Origin of the sequence: Pseudomonas sp. WC2 (assembly GCF_050586545.1) — a bacterium.
Taxonomy (GTDB): Bacteria; Pseudomonadota; Gammaproteobacteria; order Pseudomonadales; family Pseudomonadaceae; genus Aquipseudomonas.
Map to the genome: position 1 here is coordinate 292,760 of NZ_JBOBDR010000004.1, position 17,544 is coordinate 310,303.

At 59.9% G+C, this 17,544-nt stretch carries 18 protein-coding genes; 6 read left to right on the forward strand and 12 right to left on the reverse strand.

Going from position 1 to position 17,544, the window contains the following annotated elements:
• Positions 1 to 78 precede the first annotated feature (78 nt).
• Positions 79 to 2,358, reverse strand: a complete 2,280-nt coding sequence (gene ptsP, locus ACQ4OE_RS06990) for a phosphoenolpyruvate--protein phosphotransferase (RefSeq protein WP_122594636.1) — start codon at positions 2,356 to 2,358, stop codon at positions 79 to 81.
• A 22-nt stretch (positions 2,359 to 2,380) separates the two neighbouring features.
• Positions 2,381 to 2,860 (reverse strand): RNA pyrophosphohydrolase, encoded by a 480-nt coding sequence (locus tag ACQ4OE_RS06995; protein WP_003229203.1) that lies wholly within the window; start codon positions 2,858 to 2,860, stop codon positions 2,381 to 2,383.
• Positions 2,861 to 3,003: 143 nt separating this feature from the next.
• Here ACQ4OE_RS06995 and ACQ4OE_RS07000 point away from each other — a divergent pair, with 143 nt between their 5' ends.
• Entirely contained in the window at positions 3,004 to 3,660 is a 657-nt protein-coding gene (locus tag ACQ4OE_RS07000) for an HAD family hydrolase (protein ID WP_123593572.1), read from the forward strand.
• Between the two features lie 105 nt (positions 3,661 to 3,765).
• Here ACQ4OE_RS07000 and ACQ4OE_RS07005 read toward each other — a convergent pair whose 3' ends face one another.
• Both ACQ4OE_RS07005 and ilvA read right to left on the reverse strand, forming a co-directional pair.
• Positions 3,766 to 4,191, reverse strand: coding sequence for a DUF2269 domain-containing protein (locus tag ACQ4OE_RS07005; RefSeq protein WP_430946198.1), 426 nt, complete (start codon positions 4,189 to 4,191; stop codon positions 3,766 to 3,768).
• Positions 4,192 to 4,230: 39 nt separating this feature from the next.
• A complete protein-coding gene (gene ilvA, locus ACQ4OE_RS07010) occupies positions 4,231 to 5,745 on the reverse strand; it encodes a threonine ammonia-lyase, biosynthetic (protein ID WP_122594633.1) in 1,515 nt (504 codons plus the stop codon).
• A gap of 147 nt (positions 5,746 to 5,892) precedes the next feature.
• On the opposite strand from ilvA, the gene rpiA reads away from it, so the two are divergent.
• The gene (gene rpiA / locus ACQ4OE_RS07015; protein ID WP_430946199.1) at positions 5,893 to 6,567 is read left to right on the forward strand and encodes a ribose-5-phosphate isomerase RpiA; all 675 of its coding nucleotides are present in this window, start codon (positions 5,893 to 5,895) and stop codon (positions 6,565 to 6,567) included.
• 145 nt (positions 6,568 to 6,712) lie between these two features.
• Here rpiA and ACQ4OE_RS07020 read toward each other — a convergent pair whose 3' ends face one another.
• The 4 genes from ACQ4OE_RS07020 to ACQ4OE_RS07035 form a co-directional block, all read right to left on the reverse strand.
• Positions 6,713 to 7,630, reverse strand: a complete 918-nt coding sequence (locus ACQ4OE_RS07020; protein WP_430946200.1) for an SdiA-regulated domain-containing protein — start codon at positions 7,628 to 7,630, stop codon at positions 6,713 to 6,715.
• A gap of 117 nt (positions 7,631 to 7,747) precedes the next feature.
• The gene (locus ACQ4OE_RS07025) at positions 7,748 to 8,671 is read right to left on the reverse strand and encodes an SdiA-regulated domain-containing protein (RefSeq protein WP_430946201.1); all 924 of its coding nucleotides are present in this window, start codon (positions 8,669 to 8,671) and stop codon (positions 7,748 to 7,750) included.
• 263 nt (positions 8,672 to 8,934) lie between these two features.
• On the reverse strand, positions 8,935 to 9,600 hold the full coding sequence (locus ACQ4OE_RS07030) for a fumarylacetoacetate hydrolase family protein (RefSeq protein ID WP_122594630.1): 666 nt from the start codon (positions 9,598 to 9,600) through the stop codon (positions 8,935 to 8,937).
• A gap of 41 nt (positions 9,601 to 9,641) precedes the next feature.
• Positions 9,642 to 11,036, reverse strand: coding sequence for an FAD-binding oxidoreductase (locus ACQ4OE_RS07035; protein ID WP_110718062.1), 1,395 nt, complete (start codon positions 11,034 to 11,036; stop codon positions 9,642 to 9,644).
• A 204-nt stretch (positions 11,037 to 11,240) separates the two neighbouring features.
• Here ACQ4OE_RS07035 and serA point away from each other — a divergent pair, with 204 nt between their 5' ends.
• Positions 11,241 to 12,470 (forward strand): phosphoglycerate dehydrogenase, encoded by a 1,230-nt coding sequence (gene serA / locus ACQ4OE_RS07040; RefSeq protein ID WP_053124806.1) that lies wholly within the window; start codon positions 11,241 to 11,243, stop codon positions 12,468 to 12,470.
• A 62-nt stretch (positions 12,471 to 12,532) separates the two neighbouring features.
• Here the strand turns inward: serA and ACQ4OE_RS07045 are convergent, their stop codons facing one another.
• A complete protein-coding gene (locus ACQ4OE_RS07045; RefSeq protein ID WP_430946202.1) occupies positions 12,533 to 12,958 on the reverse strand; it encodes a DUF4399 domain-containing protein in 426 nt (141 codons plus the stop codon).
• 135 nt (positions 12,959 to 13,093) lie between these two features.
• On the opposite strand from ACQ4OE_RS07045, the gene ACQ4OE_RS07050 reads away from it, so the two are divergent.
• Positions 13,094 to 13,681 carry a transporter substrate-binding domain-containing protein gene (locus tag ACQ4OE_RS07050; RefSeq protein ID WP_430946203.1) on the forward strand — a complete coding sequence of 196 codons (588 nt, stop codon included), beginning with the start codon at positions 13,094 to 13,096 and terminating at the stop codon, positions 13,679 to 13,681.
• A gap of 119 nt (positions 13,682 to 13,800) precedes the next feature.
• On the opposite strand, the gene ACQ4OE_RS07055 is transcribed toward ACQ4OE_RS07050, so the two are convergent.
• Both ACQ4OE_RS07055 and ACQ4OE_RS07060 read right to left on the reverse strand, forming a co-directional pair.
• Positions 13,801 to 14,286, reverse strand: a complete 486-nt coding sequence (locus tag ACQ4OE_RS07055; protein WP_430946204.1) for a DUF523 domain-containing protein — start codon at positions 14,284 to 14,286, stop codon at positions 13,801 to 13,803.
• Between the two features lies 1 nt (position 14,287).
• Positions 14,288 to 14,920, reverse strand: coding sequence for a 2OG-Fe(II) oxygenase (locus tag ACQ4OE_RS07060; protein WP_430946205.1), 633 nt, complete (start codon positions 14,918 to 14,920; stop codon positions 14,288 to 14,290).
• Positions 14,921 to 15,028: 108 nt separating this feature from the next.
• Here ACQ4OE_RS07060 and ACQ4OE_RS07065 point away from each other — a divergent pair, with 108 nt between their 5' ends.
• On the forward strand, positions 15,029 to 15,760 hold the full coding sequence (locus ACQ4OE_RS07065) for a DUF2059 domain-containing protein (RefSeq protein WP_122594625.1): 732 nt from the start codon (positions 15,029 to 15,031) through the stop codon (positions 15,758 to 15,760).
• Positions 15,761 to 15,833: 73 nt separating this feature from the next.
• Here ACQ4OE_RS07065 and ACQ4OE_RS07070 read toward each other — a convergent pair whose 3' ends face one another.
• Positions 15,834 to 16,781 (reverse strand): alpha/beta hydrolase, encoded by a 948-nt coding sequence (locus tag ACQ4OE_RS07070; RefSeq protein WP_430946206.1) that lies wholly within the window; start codon positions 16,779 to 16,781, stop codon positions 15,834 to 15,836.
• A gap of 98 nt (positions 16,782 to 16,879) precedes the next feature.
• Here ACQ4OE_RS07070 and ACQ4OE_RS07075 point away from each other — a divergent pair, with 98 nt between their 5' ends.
• The gene (locus ACQ4OE_RS07075) at positions 16,880 to 17,458 is read left to right on the forward strand and encodes a DUF6436 domain-containing protein (protein WP_430946207.1); all 579 of its coding nucleotides are present in this window, start codon (positions 16,880 to 16,882) and stop codon (positions 17,456 to 17,458) included.
• Positions 17,459 to 17,544: the final 86 nt, after the last annotated feature.

Genomic DNA, 17,544 nt, shown 5'->3' on the forward strand with positions numbered 1-17,544 from the left:
CCACATTTGACCGCATTCCAAGATTAGAACGCGGTCAAATATGGGCGCGGGCTTGCTCGCGAAGAGGCCCTCAAGGTTTTAGAGAGCTTTGACGACCGCCGGCGGATTCATCTTCGACAACCCAAGGTTCTTCAGCGCCAATTGCAGCGAGCTGTGGATAACTTGCGGGTTGTCGATGGTCATCAGCTCAGCCAACAGCTCCTTGGCCTTGCTCAGATTGACCTGACGCAGCATCCACTTCACCTTCGGCAAGTTGGTAGCGTTCATCGACAAACTGTCGAAACCCATGGCCATCAACAGCACCGCAGCCGCCGGATCACCGGCCATCTCGCCGCAGATACTTACCGGTTTGCCTTCGGCATGGGCATCGCGCACCACGGTTTGCAGGGCTTGCAGCACCGCCGGGTGCAGATAGTCGTAGAGGTCTGCAACACGCGGGTTGTTGCGGTCGACCGCCAGCAAATACTGGGTCAAGTCGTTGGAGCCGACCGAGAGGAAGTCGACCATCCGCGCCAGTTCCTTGGTCTGGTACACCGCTGCCGGAATCTCGATCATCACGCCAATCGGCGGCATCGGCACGTCGGTGCCTTCGTCGCGCACTTCGCCCCAGGCCCGGTGGATCAGGTGCAGGGCTTCTTCGAGTTCGTGGGTGCCGGAGATCATCGGCAGCAGAATCCGCAGGTTGTTCAGGCCTTCACTGGCCTTGAGCATCGCGCGGGTCTGCACCAGGAAGATTTCCGGGTGGTCGAGGGTGACGCGAATACCGCGCCAGCCGAGGAACGGGTTGTCTTCCTTGATCGGGAAATACGACAGCGACTTGTCACCACCGATGTCGAGGCTGCGCATGGTCACCGGTTGCGGGTGGAACGCGGCGAGCTGTTCGCGGTAGATCGCCAGTTGTTCCTTCTCGCTCGGGAAGCGCTGGTTGATCATGAACGGCACTTCGGTGCGGTACAGACCAACACCTTCGGCGCCACGCTTCTGCGCCCGCGCCACGTCGGCGAGCAGACCGGTGTTGACCCACAGCGGCATGCGGTGGCCATCGAGGGTCACGCACGGCAGGTCACGCAGGGTGTCGAGGCCCAGCGCCAGTTGTTTCTCTTCTTCGACGACTTCGGCGAACTGCTTGCGCAGCACTTCGCTCGGGTTGGTGTAGACCTCGCCGCGTGTACCGTCGACGATCATTTCGATGCCGTCGACCTTGGCGTACGGCAGGTCGACCAGACCCATCACCGTCGGAATGCCCATCGCCCGGGCCAGGATCGCGACGTGGGAGTTGCCCGAACCGAGGACCGAGACCAGACCGACCAGCGTACCTTCCGGCACCTCGCCGAGCATCGCCGGCGTCAGTTCTTCGCTGACCAGAATGGTTTTTTCCGGATAGACCAGGTTCTGCTGACGCTCTTCCTGCAAATAAGCGAGCAGGCGGCGACCGAGGTCTTTGACGTCCGACGCCCGCTCACGCAGGTAGGCGTCATCCATCAGTTCGAAACGGTTGACGTGCTCAGTGACCACCTGACGCAGCGCGCCCTGGGCCCACTGGCCGGTCTTGATCACGGTAGTGATTTCGCTGCCCAGCGAGGCATCGTCGAGCATCATCAGGTAGACATCGAACAGCGCACGCTCTTCCGGGCGCAGCTGGGTCGCGAGCTTGGCGGACAACGCGCGCATGTCGGCGCGCACGCCTTCGATGGCGGTCTTGAACAGCGCCAGCTCAGCGTCAATGTCGGTGATGGTCTTGTCCGGCACCACGTCGAGATCGGCCGGCGGCAGCATGACCACGGCGGTGCCGACGGCTGCGCCTGGCGAGCCCGGTACACCGACAAACTTGGCTTCCTGAATGCCTTTGCCCTGACGGCCCAGGCCACGGATCGAACCGGTGGCCTCGGCGTGGGCGATTACGCCGGCGAGCTGCGCGCTCATGGTCACGAGGAAGGCTTCTTCACCTTCGTCGAACTGGCGGCGTTCTTTTTGCTGGATGACCAACACGCCGACGACGCGGCGGTGGTGAATGATCGGTGCACCGAGGAACGAGGCGTAACGCTCTTCACCGGTTTCGGCGAAGTAGCGGTAGCGCGGGTGAACCGAAGCGTTTTCGAGGTTCAGGGGTTCTTCACGCGTGCCGACCAGACCGACCAGACCTTCGTTAGGTGCCATGCTGACCTTGCCGATCGAGCGCTTGTTCAAGCCCTCGGTGGCCATCAGGACGAAGCGGTTGGTCTCGGGATCAAGCAGGTAGACCGAGCAGACCTGGCTGCCCATGGCCTCTTTGACGCGCAACACAATAATCCCCAACGCCGCCTTGAGATCCTTGGCGGAGTTAACTTCCTGGACGATCTTGCGCAGCGTATTGAGCATGGCTCGGGGTCGAACTCCGTCGTCAGTCGCGCGCTAAAAGGCGCGGGGCAAGCTCTTTGAGGGCGCGGCGATACACCTCGCGCTTGAATGTCACCACCTGGCCCAACGGATACCAATAGCTGACCCAGCGCCAGCCATCGAACTCCGGTTTACCGGTCAAATCCATCCGCACCCGCTGCTCATTGGAGATCAGGCGCAGGAGAAACCATTTCTGTTTCTGGCCGATGCACAGCGGTTGGCTGTGGGTACGCACCAGACGTTGCGGCAAACGATAGCGCAACCAGCCCCGAGTACAGGCCAGTATTTCAACATCTTCACGTTCCAGGCCAACTTCTTCGTTCAGCTCGCGGTACAAGGCGTCTTCCGGCGTCTCTTCAGGGTTGATTCCCCCTTGCGGAAACTGCCAGGCATCTTGATTGATACGGCGAGCCCATAGCACCTGGCCGGCGTCATTCGTCAGAATGATCCCGACATTGGGACGGAAACCATCGGGGTCGATCACGGCAACAACCTCGCAAACGCATGTCGCCGCATTGTTCCACAAAGGTTGATAAGGCGGCAACGAAGCTTCCTACCTTATGTGCACTCTTGTGAAAAGACCGTATTCTTGTCGCCTTTTTACAGACTTATCAGCGGGTAACTGCAATGCGCCTGGCACTCTTCGATTTGGACAACACCCTTCTGGGCGGCGACAGCGATCACGCCTGGGGCGACTATCTGTGTGAACGCGGCTTCCTCGATCCGATTGCGTACAAAGCACGCAACGACGAGTTCTATCAGGATTACCTGGCCGGCAAACTGGATAACGCCGCGTACCTGAACTTCTGCCTGGAGATCCTCGGCCGCACCGACATGGCCGTGCTCGATCAATGGCACAACGATTACATGCGCGACTGTATCGAACCGATCGTGCTGCCGCAGGCGCTGGAGCTGCTGAAAAAGCACCGCGACGCGGGCGACAAACTGGTGATCATCACCGCGACCAACCGCTTTGTTACCGCGCCGATTGCCGTGCGGCTGGGCGTTGAAACCTTGATCGCCACTGAATGCGAAATGGTCGATGGCCGCTACAGCGGGCGCAGCACGGATATTCCGTGCTTCCGCGAAGGCAAGGTGACGCGCCTGAACCGTTGGCTGGAAGAGACCGGGTATTCGCTGGACGACAGCTATTTCTATAGCGACTCGATGAATGACTTGCCGTTGCTGGAGCAGGTGGCGAATCCGGTCGCTGTGGATCCGGATCCGAATCTGCGTGCTGAAGCCGAGAAGCGTGGTTGGCCGGTGATTTCGTTGCGCGGCTGATTACGCCTTCGCGAGCAGGCTCGCTCCCACATTGGACCTGTGTCGTTCACAAGTCCTTTGTGGGAGCGAGCCTGCTCGCGAATCGGGTCGACTGGGTCGCAAGCCTTAAACAGGCTTGGCGCCCATCAACCCGGCAATCGCTACAAAACACACAAAACTGAACAACGCCAAAGCAAAGCTGAACCTGCCGACCCCGCCCGGCGCCTTGCGCAACCGATTCAAGCGCACCAGCAACCAGAACCACGCCAGCGCCGCCACGGTGTACAGCACGCTCGACGCCAGAATCCACGTCTGCCCCAGCGGCCAGCCGACCAGGTGAACCATCCACCAGCCAGTAAACGGCATGCTCAGCAGCGCCAGGCCCATCAGCAGCCAGACAAACGCCCGTGGCCGCTGCAACGTGCGGCTGCCTGCCGTCGCATCACCTTTGCGCCGTGCCAGCAAAACCCATATCCCCAGACCCAACGCACCGGCCAGCAACACCACGGTTGCGACCATGTGCGCGGTTTTCAGGGCAGTTAACGTTTCCATGGTTCGATGTCCTTATGGCCTGCCCATTAGCGTAGCCGCTCAGCCAAGAAACAGCTGATAGGCCGGGTTGTCGCTTTCGTCCCAGTACGGGTAGCCAATTTCTTCAAGGGCTGCCGGCACCAGATGACGCTCGTCGTGCGGCACTTGCAGGCCCGCGACTACGCGGCCATCGGCGGCACCGTGGTTGCGATAGTGGAACATCGAGATGTTCCAGCGCCCGCCGAGCTTGCTGAGGAAGTTGAACAGCGCGCCCGGACGCTCCGGGAATTCGAAGCGGAACACCACTTCATCAATCACGTGCGCCGCATGACCGCCGACCATGTGGCGGATATGCAGTTTGGCCAGTTCATTGTCAGTGAGGTCGATGACCGGGAAACCCTGCTCGGTCAGGCTCGCCAGCAGTGCGCTGCGCGGGTCGTTTTCCGGGTGGGTCTGCACGCCAACGAAGATGTGCGCCTCACTGCCCGTGTTGTAGCGGTAGTTGAATTCGGTGATCTGACGTTTGCCGACAGCCTCGCAGAACGCCTTGAAGCTGCCAGCCTTCTCGGGAATGGTCACGGCGATGATTGCTTCGCGACCTTCGCCCAGTTCTGCCCGCTCGGCGACATGGCGCAAGCGGTCGAAGTTGACGTTGGCACCGGAGTCGATGGCGACGAAGGTCTGGCCGCTGACGCCGCGCTGCTCGACGTATTTCTTGATCCCGGCTACGCCCAACGCGCCGGCAGGTTCGGTGATCGAGCGGGTATCGTCGTAGATATCCTTAATGGCTGCGCAAATCTCGTCGGTGCTGACGGTGATCACTTCATCGACGTAATCTTTGCAGATGTCAAAGGTGTGCTGACCGATCTGCGCTACGGCCACGCCGTCGGCGAAGATGCCCACGGTTGGCAGCACCACGCGCTCACCGGCCGCCATCGCCGCTTGCAGGCAGTTGGAATCGTCCGGCTCGACGCCGATGACTTTGATGTCCGGGCGCAGGTATTTCACATACGCGGCGATACCGGCGATCAAACCACCGCCACCAACCGGAACGAAAATCGCGTCCAGCGGCTGCGGATGCTGGCGCAGAATTTCCATCGCCACGGTGCCCTGCCCGGCAATGGTGTGCGGATCGTCGTACGGGTGGATGTAGACGTAGCCTTTTTCATCGACCAGTTTCAGCGAGTAGGCCAGGGCTTCCGGGAACGAATCACCGTGCAGCACCACTTTGCCGCCGCGCGAACGCACGCCTTCGACTTTGATTTCGGGAGTGGTCTTGGGCATGACGATGGTGGCTTTCACACCCAACACTTTTGCCGCCAGAGCCAGGCCCTGCGCATGGTTGCCCGCCGACGCGGTGACCACGCCACGGGCGCGCTCTTCATCGCTCAGTTGCGTCAGCTTGTTGTAGGCGCCGCGAATCTTGAACGAGAACACAGGCTGCAAGTCTTCGCGCTTGAGCCAAATGTCATTGCCCAGCCGCTCGGAGAGCTGGCGAGCGTTCTGCAGCGGGGTTTCTACGGCAACGTCATAAACGCGCGAGGTGAGGATCTTTTTGACGTACTGTTCGAGCATCGGAAAGCATCACTGAGCGGTTGAGCGGGACCGGGGAGTCTAACCCGGCTTTTGCCCGCACGACCACACGAATCCAGAGGTTTTAGCCGCGCTTGCGGCTATAATGCCGGCCTTTCCGTTCACACCTTGCCCGCTTCCGGAGCCCGCATGACCCAGGATCAACTCAAACAGGCAGTGGCTCAGGCCACCGTCGACTTCATCCTTCCGAAACTCGACGACAAGAGCATCGTCGGGGTCGGCACCGGCTCCACTGCCAACTGCTTCATCGACGCACTGGCTCAGCACAAGGGCGCGTTCGATGGCGCGGTAGCCAGTTCGGAAGCCACCGCCGCGCGCCTCAAAGGGCACGGGATTCCGGTGTATGAACTGAACACGGTCAGCGACCTTGAGTTCTACGTCGACGGCGCCGACGAAAGCGACGCGCACCTGAACCTGATCAAGGGCGGCGGCGCCGCACTGACCCGCGAGAAGATCGTTGCGGCCGTGGCCAAGACCTTCATCTGCATCGCCGACGCCAGCAAACTGGTGCCGGTGCTGGGCGAGTTCCCGCTGCCGGTCGAAGTGATCCCGATGGCCCGCAGCCACGTCGCCCGCCAACTGGTGAAACTGGGCGGCGACCCGGTGTACCGCGAAGGCGTGCTGACCGACAACGGCAACATCATTCTCGATGTGTTCAACCTGCAGATCACCAACCCGGTGGAGCTGGAAGCGCAGATCAATGCGATTGTCGGCGTGGTCACCAACGGCTTGTTCGCGGCACGTCCGGCGGATTTGTTGTTGCTGGGTACGAGTGAAGGTGTGAAAACACTGAAGGCTGAGTAAGCCAGACAGCCCACACTTTATGGGCAGACGAACATACCTGTGGGAGCGAGCCTGCTCGCGAAAGCGCCAGTTCAGCCAACATTTTCATTGGCTGACACGACGCCTTCGCGAGCAGGCTCGCTCCCACAGTGTTTTGTGGTGCTGGTTAATTCGGGACAGGTTTTTTGAAGACGTAAAACAGGTTCGGCTCGCTCACCAGATACAACGTCCCGTCATCATCCATCGCGATCCCTTCCGCCTGGGGCACGGTTTTCTTCAAACCTTGGCGCCCGCCACTGATCGACATGGTGCTCAACGGACGCCCATCGACATCCAGCTCCAGAATCAACCGCGACTCATCTGACAGCGCCAGCAAATGCCCGCTGCGCTCATCGTATTGAAGGCTCGATAGATCGCGCACGAACATCCCGGCATCGCGCTTGGGGTTGTTGATCACGTGCACCGCGTAGGACTTTTCCGGATTGAAGTGCGGAAAGCCGTGCACTTCGTAGATCAGCATCGGATCGCGCTCTTTCGCTACGAACAGACGCTTGCCCACCGAATCGTACGCCAGCCCCTCAAAACCCTTGTTACCGGCCATGTGCACACCGAGGGTCATCTGCTCGGCGTCGGCCGCATCGAGGAAGGTCGTGTCTTTTTCCAGATGAATCTTGATCAGCCGCTGCTGGCGCTCATCAGTGATCACGTAAGTATCGGCGCTGATGAACTCGACCGCTTCCGGGTCGCCGAAACCGATCAAGGCGATGCGCCGCAGGATCCTGCCCTCCAGCGACAACTCGACCAGTTCGGCATTCTTGTTGGTCACGGTGAACAGGCTTTTGCGCACCGGATCGAAGGTCAGTGCTGAAACATCGTCGTCCAGCCCTTCGATGACCCGCGCCTCGATCTCGACACGATATTGGTCCAGAGCAATGGACTCACTGCTCTGCGTCTGCCACAGCGTGTGCAGGTTGAACCAGGCGCGCTCGAACAAACGCATGTATTGGCCGATCGCAATCAATGCGATCAGGGCAATCATCGACAGCAGGATAAACAGAGGCTTGGGACGGGCAAGTCGACGCATTCGGGCAGGCTCGGAATCAAAACAGGCCGATGAAATATCACGCCCGTCTGAACTGAAGCTTAATGGCCACTTGCCTTTGAGGACAACCAGACTTGTCTGAAATTGCCCTGGGAACAGTTACTTCTGCTTCTCAAAGCGATAAAACAGATTCGGCTCGCTGACCATGTACAGCGTGCCCGCCTCGTCCATGGTCACGCCTTCGGCGCGCGGGATGGTTTTCTTGATGCCGTTGAAACCGCCGAGCAAGGTCATGAAGCTGACTTGTTCGCCCTTCTCGTCCAGCTCCAAAAGCAAGTGCGAATCAGCGGACAACACCAGCGTGTGCCCGGTGCGCGGGTCAATCGCCAAGGCTGACAGGTTACGGATATCCAGTTCGTCGCTGTCCAGCTTCTGCTTGTCGCCCTTCAGCGTCTGGCTGCCGTCGCTTTTCCAGGTGAACAGTGCCGGCGGGCGCTCTTCGCCCAGCAGCAGTTGCTGATTGCGAGGGTCCCAGGTGATGGCTTCGAACGCCTTGTTCTGATCTTTCGACGGGCCGAGGTCGTATTTCGGGAAATCGGCGATATTCAGCTCGCGGGTGTCGGCGTCGACTTTGACAATAGAGAGCACGTGCTCGCGCTCGTCGACGATGGCCATCAAGCCGTTTTCCATGACGGTCAGGCCTTCCGGATTGCTCCAGCCTTTGAGCGGCATCTTGCGCAGAACATCGCCCTGCAGGCTCAGCTCGGCGAGGAACGGGTTCTTGCCCATGACCGAAAACAGGGTTTTGGTCTGCGGGTTATAGGACAGGTCGGAGGCTTCGTCCTTCTCCATACCCGGCAGCAATTTCGCGTCGATCACCGCGCGGTAATCCGGCAGCCAGACGCTCTCTTTCTGCTCAGTCTGGCTCTCGAAACGTTCCAGCACCCAGAGCACACCGCGGTCATCCCAATGCATGGCGAACGCCAGGCCATAGGCAGCGGCAAGGGCCAGCAACAGCCAGGCATACCAACGCAGGGCGAAACGAGAACGGCGAGTGGGTTTGAGCTGAGTTTGAGAGGACATCAAGGGACGCGTTCCAGAAATTCAGGCTATGGGTAATAGCACAAAGAGGCCGGCTCAGACGCCAGAATTGCGGGAATTATCCAGACAGAATGTGAAAAAAACGGCAAATGGCGGGATTGCCCTGCACGTTTGTGCGTCACGACACAAAACCAATGTGGGCGCGAGCTTGCTCGCGAAGACGGCGTGTCAGGCAACGATGATGTCGACTGAGCTGACGTCTTCGTGAGCAGGCTCGCTCCCACAGGGGTGTGGCAGTGTGGCGGTTAGCGCACGCTGCTGGTGAAGCTGCTCGCGCCGACCAGTTCGAGAACGATGTCATCGCCGACGTTCAGCGGGCCGACGCCCACTGGCGTGCCGGTGAGGATCACGTCGCCGGCCTGCAGCGAGAAGCAGCCGGCCATGTGCTGGATCATCGGCACGATCGGGTTGAGCATCGCGCTGCTGTTACCGTCCTGACGGACTTCGCCGTTGATAGTCAGACGGATGCCGATGTCGGTCAGGTCAGCGAAAGTGCTGCCGACCACGAACGGGGCGATCACCGCCGCGCCGTCGAAGGACTTGGCAATTTCCCACGGCAGGCCTTTGGACTTCAACTCGGCCTGCTTGTCGCGCAGGGTCAGGTCCAGCGCCGGGGCGAAACCGGAGATAGCGTCGAGCACTTCTTCACGGCTCGGCTTGGTCGACAACGGCTTGCCGATCAACACAGCGATTTCCGCTTCGTAGTGCACCGAACCGCGCTCGGTCGGAATGCTGAAACCGTCTTCCAGCGGCACCACACAACTGCCCGGTTTGATGAACAGCAACGGCTCGGTTGGCACCGGGTTGTCCAGTTCCTTGGCGTGTTCGGCGTAATTACGGCCAATGCACACGACTTTCCCGATCGGGAAGTGGATGCGCGTGCCGTCGACGTACTGGTGCTGATAGCTCATTTACCGACTCCTGCCTTCATTGATTCATCAAAGATTACAGATCAAACCGCGAAGATCTTGCCCGGGTTCATGATGCCATTCGGGTCGAACACCGCTTTCACCGCTTTCATGTACTCGATCTCAACCGGCGAACGGCTGTAGGTCAAGTAATCGCGCTTGGTCATGCCCACGCCGTGTTCGGCGGAAATCGAACCGTTGTATTTCTCGACGGTTTCGAACACCCACTTGTTGACGGTCGCACACTTGGCGAAGAACTCATCCTTGCTCAGGTTATCCGGCTTGAGGATGTTCAAATGCAGGTTGCCGTCGCCGATGTGGCCGAACCAGACGATTTCGAAGTCCGGATAGTGTTCGCCGACGATCGCGTCGATCTCCTTCAGAAATGCCGGCACTTTCGATACGGTGACCGAGATGTCGTTCTTGTACGGCGTCCAGTGCGAGATGGTCTCGGAGATGTACTCGCGCAACTTCCACAGATTCTGCAGCTGGGTTTCGCTCTGGCTCATCACGCCGTCCAGCACCCAGCCCTGCTCGACGCAATGCTCGAAGGTTTCCAGTGCGCTGTTGGCCACTTCTTCGGTGGTCGCTTCGAATTCCAGCAACGCGTAGAACGGGCAATCGGTTTCGAACGGCGCCGGCACGTCGCCACGGCCCATGACTTTCGCCAAGGCTTTGTCGGAGAAAAATTCGAACGCGGTCAGGTCGAGTTTGCCCTGGAAGGCGTGCAGCACCGGCATGATCGAATCGAAATCGGCGGTGCCGAGGACCATCGCGGTGAGATTCTTCGGCGCGCGATCGAGGCGCATGGTCGCTTCGACGACGAAACCGAGGGTGCCTTCAGCGCCGATGAACAGCTGACGCAGGTCGTAACCGGTGGCGTTCTTGATCAGGTCTTTGTTCAATTCGAGTACGTCGCCCTTGCCGGTGACGACTTTCATGCCGGCGACCCAGTTACGGGTCATGCCGTAGCGAATAACTTTGATCCCGCCGGCATTGGTGCCGATGTTGCCGCCAATCTGACTGGAACCTGCCGAAGCGAAGTCGACCGGGTAATACAGACCTTTTTCTTCAGCGACGTTCTGCAAATGCTCGGTGACCACGCCCGGCTGACAAACGGCGGTGCGGTCGGTGAGGTTCACGTCGAGAATCTGATTCATGTAGTCGAACGAGACGACCACTTCACCGTTGGCTGCTACTGCGGCAGCAGACAACCCGGTACGACCGCCCGACGGCACCAGTGCGACCTTGTGCGCGTTGGCCCAACGGACAACGGCCTGCACCTGTTCGATGGTCTTGGGAAACACGATGGCGCTTGGCGCCGGGGCGAAGTGCTTGGTCCAATCCTTGCCGTACGCATTCAGGGAGTCGGCGTCGGTCAGGACCTTGCCAGGCTCGACCAGGGTCTTCAGTTCATCAATCAGGGCAGGATTGGTCATCGACAGAACTCTCGAACAATTCATGGTCATCCTGAGAACGCTTCACGTCGCAGGAATGAGTGTTTAGCGGGGAGGCTATGCTAGCATATCGACCCCGCAGGACAGTGCCCAAGGCCAGATCCGCGGAGACGACTTTCTTGTCGTCCGGGTCAGCGTCTGTTGACCATTTCCTGCCATTTTTCTCCGGGATACAGGTTTACGCAGATGAGCAAGACTTCTCTCGATAAGAGCAAGATCAAGTTCCTTCTTCTCGAAGGCGTCCACCAATCGGCTGTCGACGTCCTCAAGGCGGCGGGCTACACCAGCATCGAATACCTGACAGGTTCCTTGCCGGAAGCCCAGCTCAAGGAAAAGATCGCTGACGCTCACTTCATCGGCATTCGTTCGCGCACCCAACTGACCGAAGAGATCTTCGATCACGCGAAGAAGCTGGTTGCGGTCGGCTGTTTCTGCATCGGCACCAACCAGGTTGACCTGAGTGCTGCCCGCGAGCGCGGTATTGCCGTGTTCAACGCGCCGTATTCCAACACCCGCTCCGTAGCGGAACTGGTGCTGGCCGAAGCGATCCTGCTGCTGCGCGGCATCCCGGAGAAAAACGCTTCCTGCCACCGTGGCGGCTGGATCAAATCCGCAGCCAACTCCTTCGAGATCCGTGGCAAGAAACTCGGCATCGTCGGCTACGGCTCGATCGGTACGCAGCTGTCGGTTCTGGCTGAAGGTCTGGGCATGCAGGTGTACTTCTATGACACCGTGACCAAGCTGCCGCTGGGCAACGCCACTCAGGTCGGTAACCTGACCGAGCTGCTGGGCATGTCCGACATCGTTACCTTGCACGTTCCGGAAACCGCTGCGACCCAGTGGATGATCGGCGAGAAGGAAATCCGCGCCATCAAGAAGGGCGGCATCCTGATCAACGCTGCTCGTGGCACCGTGGTTGAACTCGACGCTCTGGCGGACGCGATCAAGGACAAGCACCTGATCGGCGCGGCCATCGACGTGTTCCCGGTGGAGCCACGCTCCAACGACGAAGAGTTCGAAAGCCCGCTGCGTGGCCTCGACAACGTGATCCTGACCCCGCACATCGGTGGTTCGACCGCCGAAGCGCAAGCCAACATCGGTCTGGAAGTGGCAGAGAAACTGGTCAAGTACAGCGACAACGGCACCTCCGTTTCGTCGGTGAACTTCCCGGAAGTGGCCCTGCCGGCTCACCCTGGCAAGCACCGCCTGCTGCACATCCACGAGAACATCCCGGGTGTGATGAGCGAGATCAACAAGGTCTTCGCCGAAAACGGCATCAACATCTCCGGTCAGTTCCTGCAGACCAACGAGAAGGTTGGTTACGTAGTGATCGACGTCGACGCCGAGTACTCGGACCTGGCGCAAGAGAAGCTGCAGCACATCAACGGCACTATCCGTAGCCGCGTATTGTTCTGATCAAGCGTTGAGCGACAAAAAAAGGGAGCCTGCGGGCTCCCTTTTTCATGCACGTGAAAAAGTTATTCGACGTTGACGGTGATTTTCTTCGAGACGATTGGCGGGTCGAATGCCATGTGACCGCTGTCGCCAAGTTCCAGCTGCAAGGTGTGTTTGCCCGGGGCGAGCTTGATGTCAGCCTGGGTCTGCGCCTTGCCGAAGTGCATATGGTTGGCATCGGTAGGGACGACCGAACCGGCAGGAACAATTTCCTTGGCGTCGATCAGCAAATGGTGGTGACCGGTGTTCTTGGTGACGTCACCCGCCGGCGCCAGCGCGACGTCCTTGGTCCCGAACTTGACGGTGAAAGTCTGCGGAACCGTGGCCCCGTCCTCGGGAGAAACGATGAACACTTCGGCGCCTTTTGGCGCGGGTGTGGCAGCACTGGCCAGCACCGAAACACCCATCAGCACACCCGCCAACGCTGCACGTGACATAAAGCTTTTCATTTTCTTCTCCAGTTTTTCCGTAAAATCCGCACGATCATGACAACTTCATGACCATTCGTTGTCGAAGGCACTCGACAACCATAGCAAAGCGAGCCTGACTCAGAGCATCGCGTTAATGATTTCAAAGGAGTGACCATGCGCTTTTTGCCTGGCCTGATCTGCCTGCTACCCCTTTTGAGCCCTTTGGCTCACGCCGAACTGATTGATGACGTCAACGACCGTGGCGAGTTGCGCATAGCCCTTGAGGCTAATACACCGCCCTTCAATTACAAGGATGACGGCGACAAACTCACGGGGTTCGAGGTCGAGCTTGGACAACTGCTGGCCAACGAACTGGATGTTCGCGCCGACTTCATCGTCACCGACGAGGCCGATCTGCTCCAGGGCGTCGAAAGCGGCAAGTACGACGTCGCGCTCAACCACATAGCACTGACACCCGAACTCAAGGATCGTTTCGACTTCAGCGCGCCTTACGGCAAGGTCGATTCGCAGTTGCTGGCGAAGAAAGATGAACAGCCGCAGCCTATGGTTCTGGTGCAGACATTGACTGAGGCAAAGCCAAAGGCCAGCGCGCCGGTGGAATTGGCGATACCGTTTCAGAAGGGTAATCCGGCGTTCCAGGCCAGCCTTGCGAGCGCGATGCAGCGGATCAAAGCGGATGGGCGCTTGGCGGCGTTGTCCGAGAAGTGGCTCACCGCGCAGCCCACTGAAAATCCGAAGTGAACACAAAACCTGTGGGAGCTAGCCCTGCTGGCGATAGCGGTGGATCCACCAAAGTTGGTGGAGACTGATCCAATGCAATCGCCAGCAGGCTAGCTCCCACAGTGTTTTGGGGTGAATGGTCAGTCGAGTTGTGTCAGCGCCAGCGCGGCTTGCGGCAGTTCGAGTTCGCTGAAGACCTGCACGCCATGGCGTTTGAGCAGCGCAGCGGTTACACCTTCACCGGAGACTTTGGCGCCGCTGAACGTCCCGTCATACGTCAAAAGATTCCCGCACGAAGGACTGTTGGCTTTCAGCACCGCCACGCGGATGCCGTGTTTCTGCACCAACGCCAGCGCCTGCCGCGCACCATCCAGAAACTGCGCACTCACATCCTCGCCTTCGGTGGTGATCACCGCAGCAGTTCCATCCAGCACCTCAGCGCCCTGCCCTCCGGGAATCTCCGCCGCCGCCCGTGGCGTTGGCAAACCTCCCGCGACTTCCGGACACAACGGCACCACGCGCCCTTCGGCAATCCACTGCTCAAGCAGATCAAACGGCCCGCTCGCGCCACCGTCATAACGCACGCGGTGACCCAGCAGACAGCGGCTGACCAGAATCCTGTTCATCTCAGAACGGCTCGTTGCCACGACGACGGAACCAACCGGTCAGCGACAGGCGCTCGCGGTTCGCGGGCAGCACTTCGTGCGGCACTTCGCCGGAAAGGAACACCACCAGACAACCGCCGGTAGGCTGCACGTCATGCACGCGCTCATTGCTCAGGTACATGCGCAACTGACCACCGTCCTCCGGCAGCCACCCTTCATTGAGGTAGACCACCACCGAAACCATGCGCTTGTCATCGTCGCGGAAGCGGTCGACATGCTTGCGATAAAACGCACCGGGCGGGTACAGGGCGAAATGGCATTCGAAGTCTTCGAGGCCGAGGAACAAGCCGCGGTTGAGCGCTTCGCGCAGGCTGTCCATCAGCTTCAGATAGCGGTCGCTGGCGTCGGCCTGGCCCGGGTCGATCCACTGAATGTGGTCGCCACGGATACCCTCGCGGATCTCTGAAAACGGCCCACGCCCGACCGCCGCTGGCGCCAGCTCACCTTCGGCCTCACGTTTACGGCACTCGGCGGCCAGCTCGCGGGTCAAACCGGCGGGCAGGAATATGTTCTGCTGCGACCAGCCATGCTCGGCCAGGTCGTCGACAATGCGTAACAGCAGTGGGTGTTCAGAGGATATTTGCATGGCGCGCATAGTATGCCGCCGGCGAAAAATCCGACAGAGCCACGCGGCGGCTTGCTACGAATTCTCGACAAGTACCGGCACCGCACGGAGAATAGTCCGCTGCTGACAGGAGTCCCTATGCGCCGTTTGCTTTTTTCACTGTTGATGTTCTGTGTTTTGCCCGCCTGGGCGGACGGCCACGATCAGCTGTACAAGGTCGCCGGCTGGCCAGAACAACGCGCGCATTTCAACGATGCCCTGAGCGCCGCCCAGCAGCGCTATCAGAACAGCCTGCCGCCGGCCGTTTTTCAGGCACTGGTGAACAACAGCAACCAGCGCTTCGCCCCGCAGGCCGTGGATCAACGCGCCGAAGCCCAGTTGCGGCAGACGCTCGCCGATCCGAAACCGGCGCTGACCTTCTTTCAATCGCCATTGGGCAAGAAAATCGTCGCCGCCGAATTGCTTGCGACCCGCCGCGATCAACTGGCGAAAAACGCCAAGGGTCTGCCGAAGATGCAGGTCAGCGACAGCCGCCTGCTGATCATCGGCCACCTCGCCCAAGCCTTGCCGGCCCGCGAAGCCGGCGCCGAAGTCAGCCTGGCGATTGCCGGCGTTGCGGCGGACAGCTTGAGTTCGATGATCCCGGGGCTGCTCGGCGGTGGTCAGGCGCAGGGCATGTTGAACGGTCAGCGTCAGCGTTTGATGGATCAGATCGGCGCGGACATCAACAACACGTTGCTCTACGTCTATCGCGACCTGTCGGATGAAGAGCTGGAAGAGTTTGCGACGTTTGCTGAATCGGCTGAGGGCAAGGCTTATTACCAGGCGGCGCTGGCGGCGATTCGGGCGGGGTTGGCGGTCGGGCAATGATCTTTAGCGCCTGACCGGCCGCCTTCGCGAGCCGGCTCCGGGCGGCGTTCCGGCGAAGAGGCCCTCACAGGCGCTAAAGATTCCGGCCCCTGATCCGCTTGCTCAAAAACTCGAAATACTCCTCACGCATCTCCGCCGTTTCATTCGCCAGATGATGGCGCGCCTCGGCCAGCAGCAGAATCTGCGGCCGATCGAACTTCCATTTCAACACCTGCAAATTGTGCTGCCAGTCGACCGTCATGTCCGCCTGCCCCTGAATGATCAGTGGCCGTCGCGGACTTTTTTTCGCGTGTTCGACGCGAATGATCCAGCGCGACAGAGCGCCGACCCATTTCGTCGGCAAGCGCCGTGGCTGCAACGGATCGGCCTGCAGAAATGGCAGGAAATCCGGATCATTGGAGTTCTCGCTGAAGCGCCGCGTGACCCCTCGAACAAAAGGCCTCAGCAAGTAATAGCTCAGCTGCGACCAACCCCACGCCCGCGGCCGCACCAGTGGCGCCATCAAAATCACTTGGCCCTGCGCCGGGCTGTTTTCCGCATGGTTAAGCAAATGATCAACCACAATCGCCCCGCCCGTGCTCTGCCCGCACAAGTGCCACGGTTGCGGCAGCGCAATCGACTGCGCTTCGGCGAACAACGCTTGCAGGGTGTCCTGATATTCAGAGAAATCGCGGATGCTCGCGCGCGGCCCGCTCGACAGACCATGGCCCGGCAAGTCGCAAGCGATCACGGCAAAATCCTGATCCAGCGCCCACTCGATCACATGCCGGTAGAGGCCGGTATGGTCGTAGTAACCGTGGAGCAGAAACAGCGTGGCCTTGACCTTCTCCGGCCACCAGCAATGGCTGACCAGTTCATAGCCATCGACCTCGAAACGGCCCATGCCACGCCAGACATCACGCTCCGGAAAGTCGGTCTGGTAAAAGCGCTGATAAGCCTTGGCCTCGTCCGACAACGGCTGCCACTCGGCCAAAGGCTTAAGGCTGGCGCGGATTTGATCGGGGTCGAAAGTGGCAGGCATGCGGGAATTCCAAAACGGTAAACAGACTTTATCGGCCTGCGATATTCATCTGTCGCGGCAAGCATGGCAAGCTAGCCCGCCTCTGAGGAACCAAATCCATGCGTTCGCCCTACCGCACCGCACTGTTTGCCAGCCTGCTCGCGCTGATCTGCGCCGGGGTGCTGTGGGCGGCGTACGACTGGTTTCAGGGGCGTTATCTGCGCGCATTCAGCGAACACACGGCAGTGTTTTCCGGTGATCCGCTGCGCCTGCCGGACGATCTCGCCGGGCCCGGACCGATTCGTCTGGTGCATTTCTGGGACCCCGCCTGCCCGTGCAACGTCGGCAATCAACAGCACCTGACCGAAATGGTCGAGCAGTTCAGCGCCAAGGGCGTCGAGTTCTTCTCGGTGCAAAAAACCGGCAGCCACGGCCAATTGCCCGCCACTCTCAGCAGCCTGAAAACCATCACCGTGTTGCCCGGTTCGGAACAGGTGCCCGCCAGCCCGGCTGTGGCGATCTGGGACCGCAGCGGCAAACTGGCCTACTTCGGCCCGTACAGCGAAGGCCTGACCTGCAACTCCAGCAACAGCTTCATCGAACCGATTTTGAATGCCCTGACAGACGATCGCCCGGTCAACGCCACGCACACCCTGGCGGTCGGTTGCTACTGCCCGTGGCCGGTGGAGACGAAGTAAGGCATTCCGGACTTTTCAAGGACAGCGCTGCACCGGCCCAACGGTCTGTGCTAATTGTTTGCAGCCCGACGGGCGGCAATCCCGCC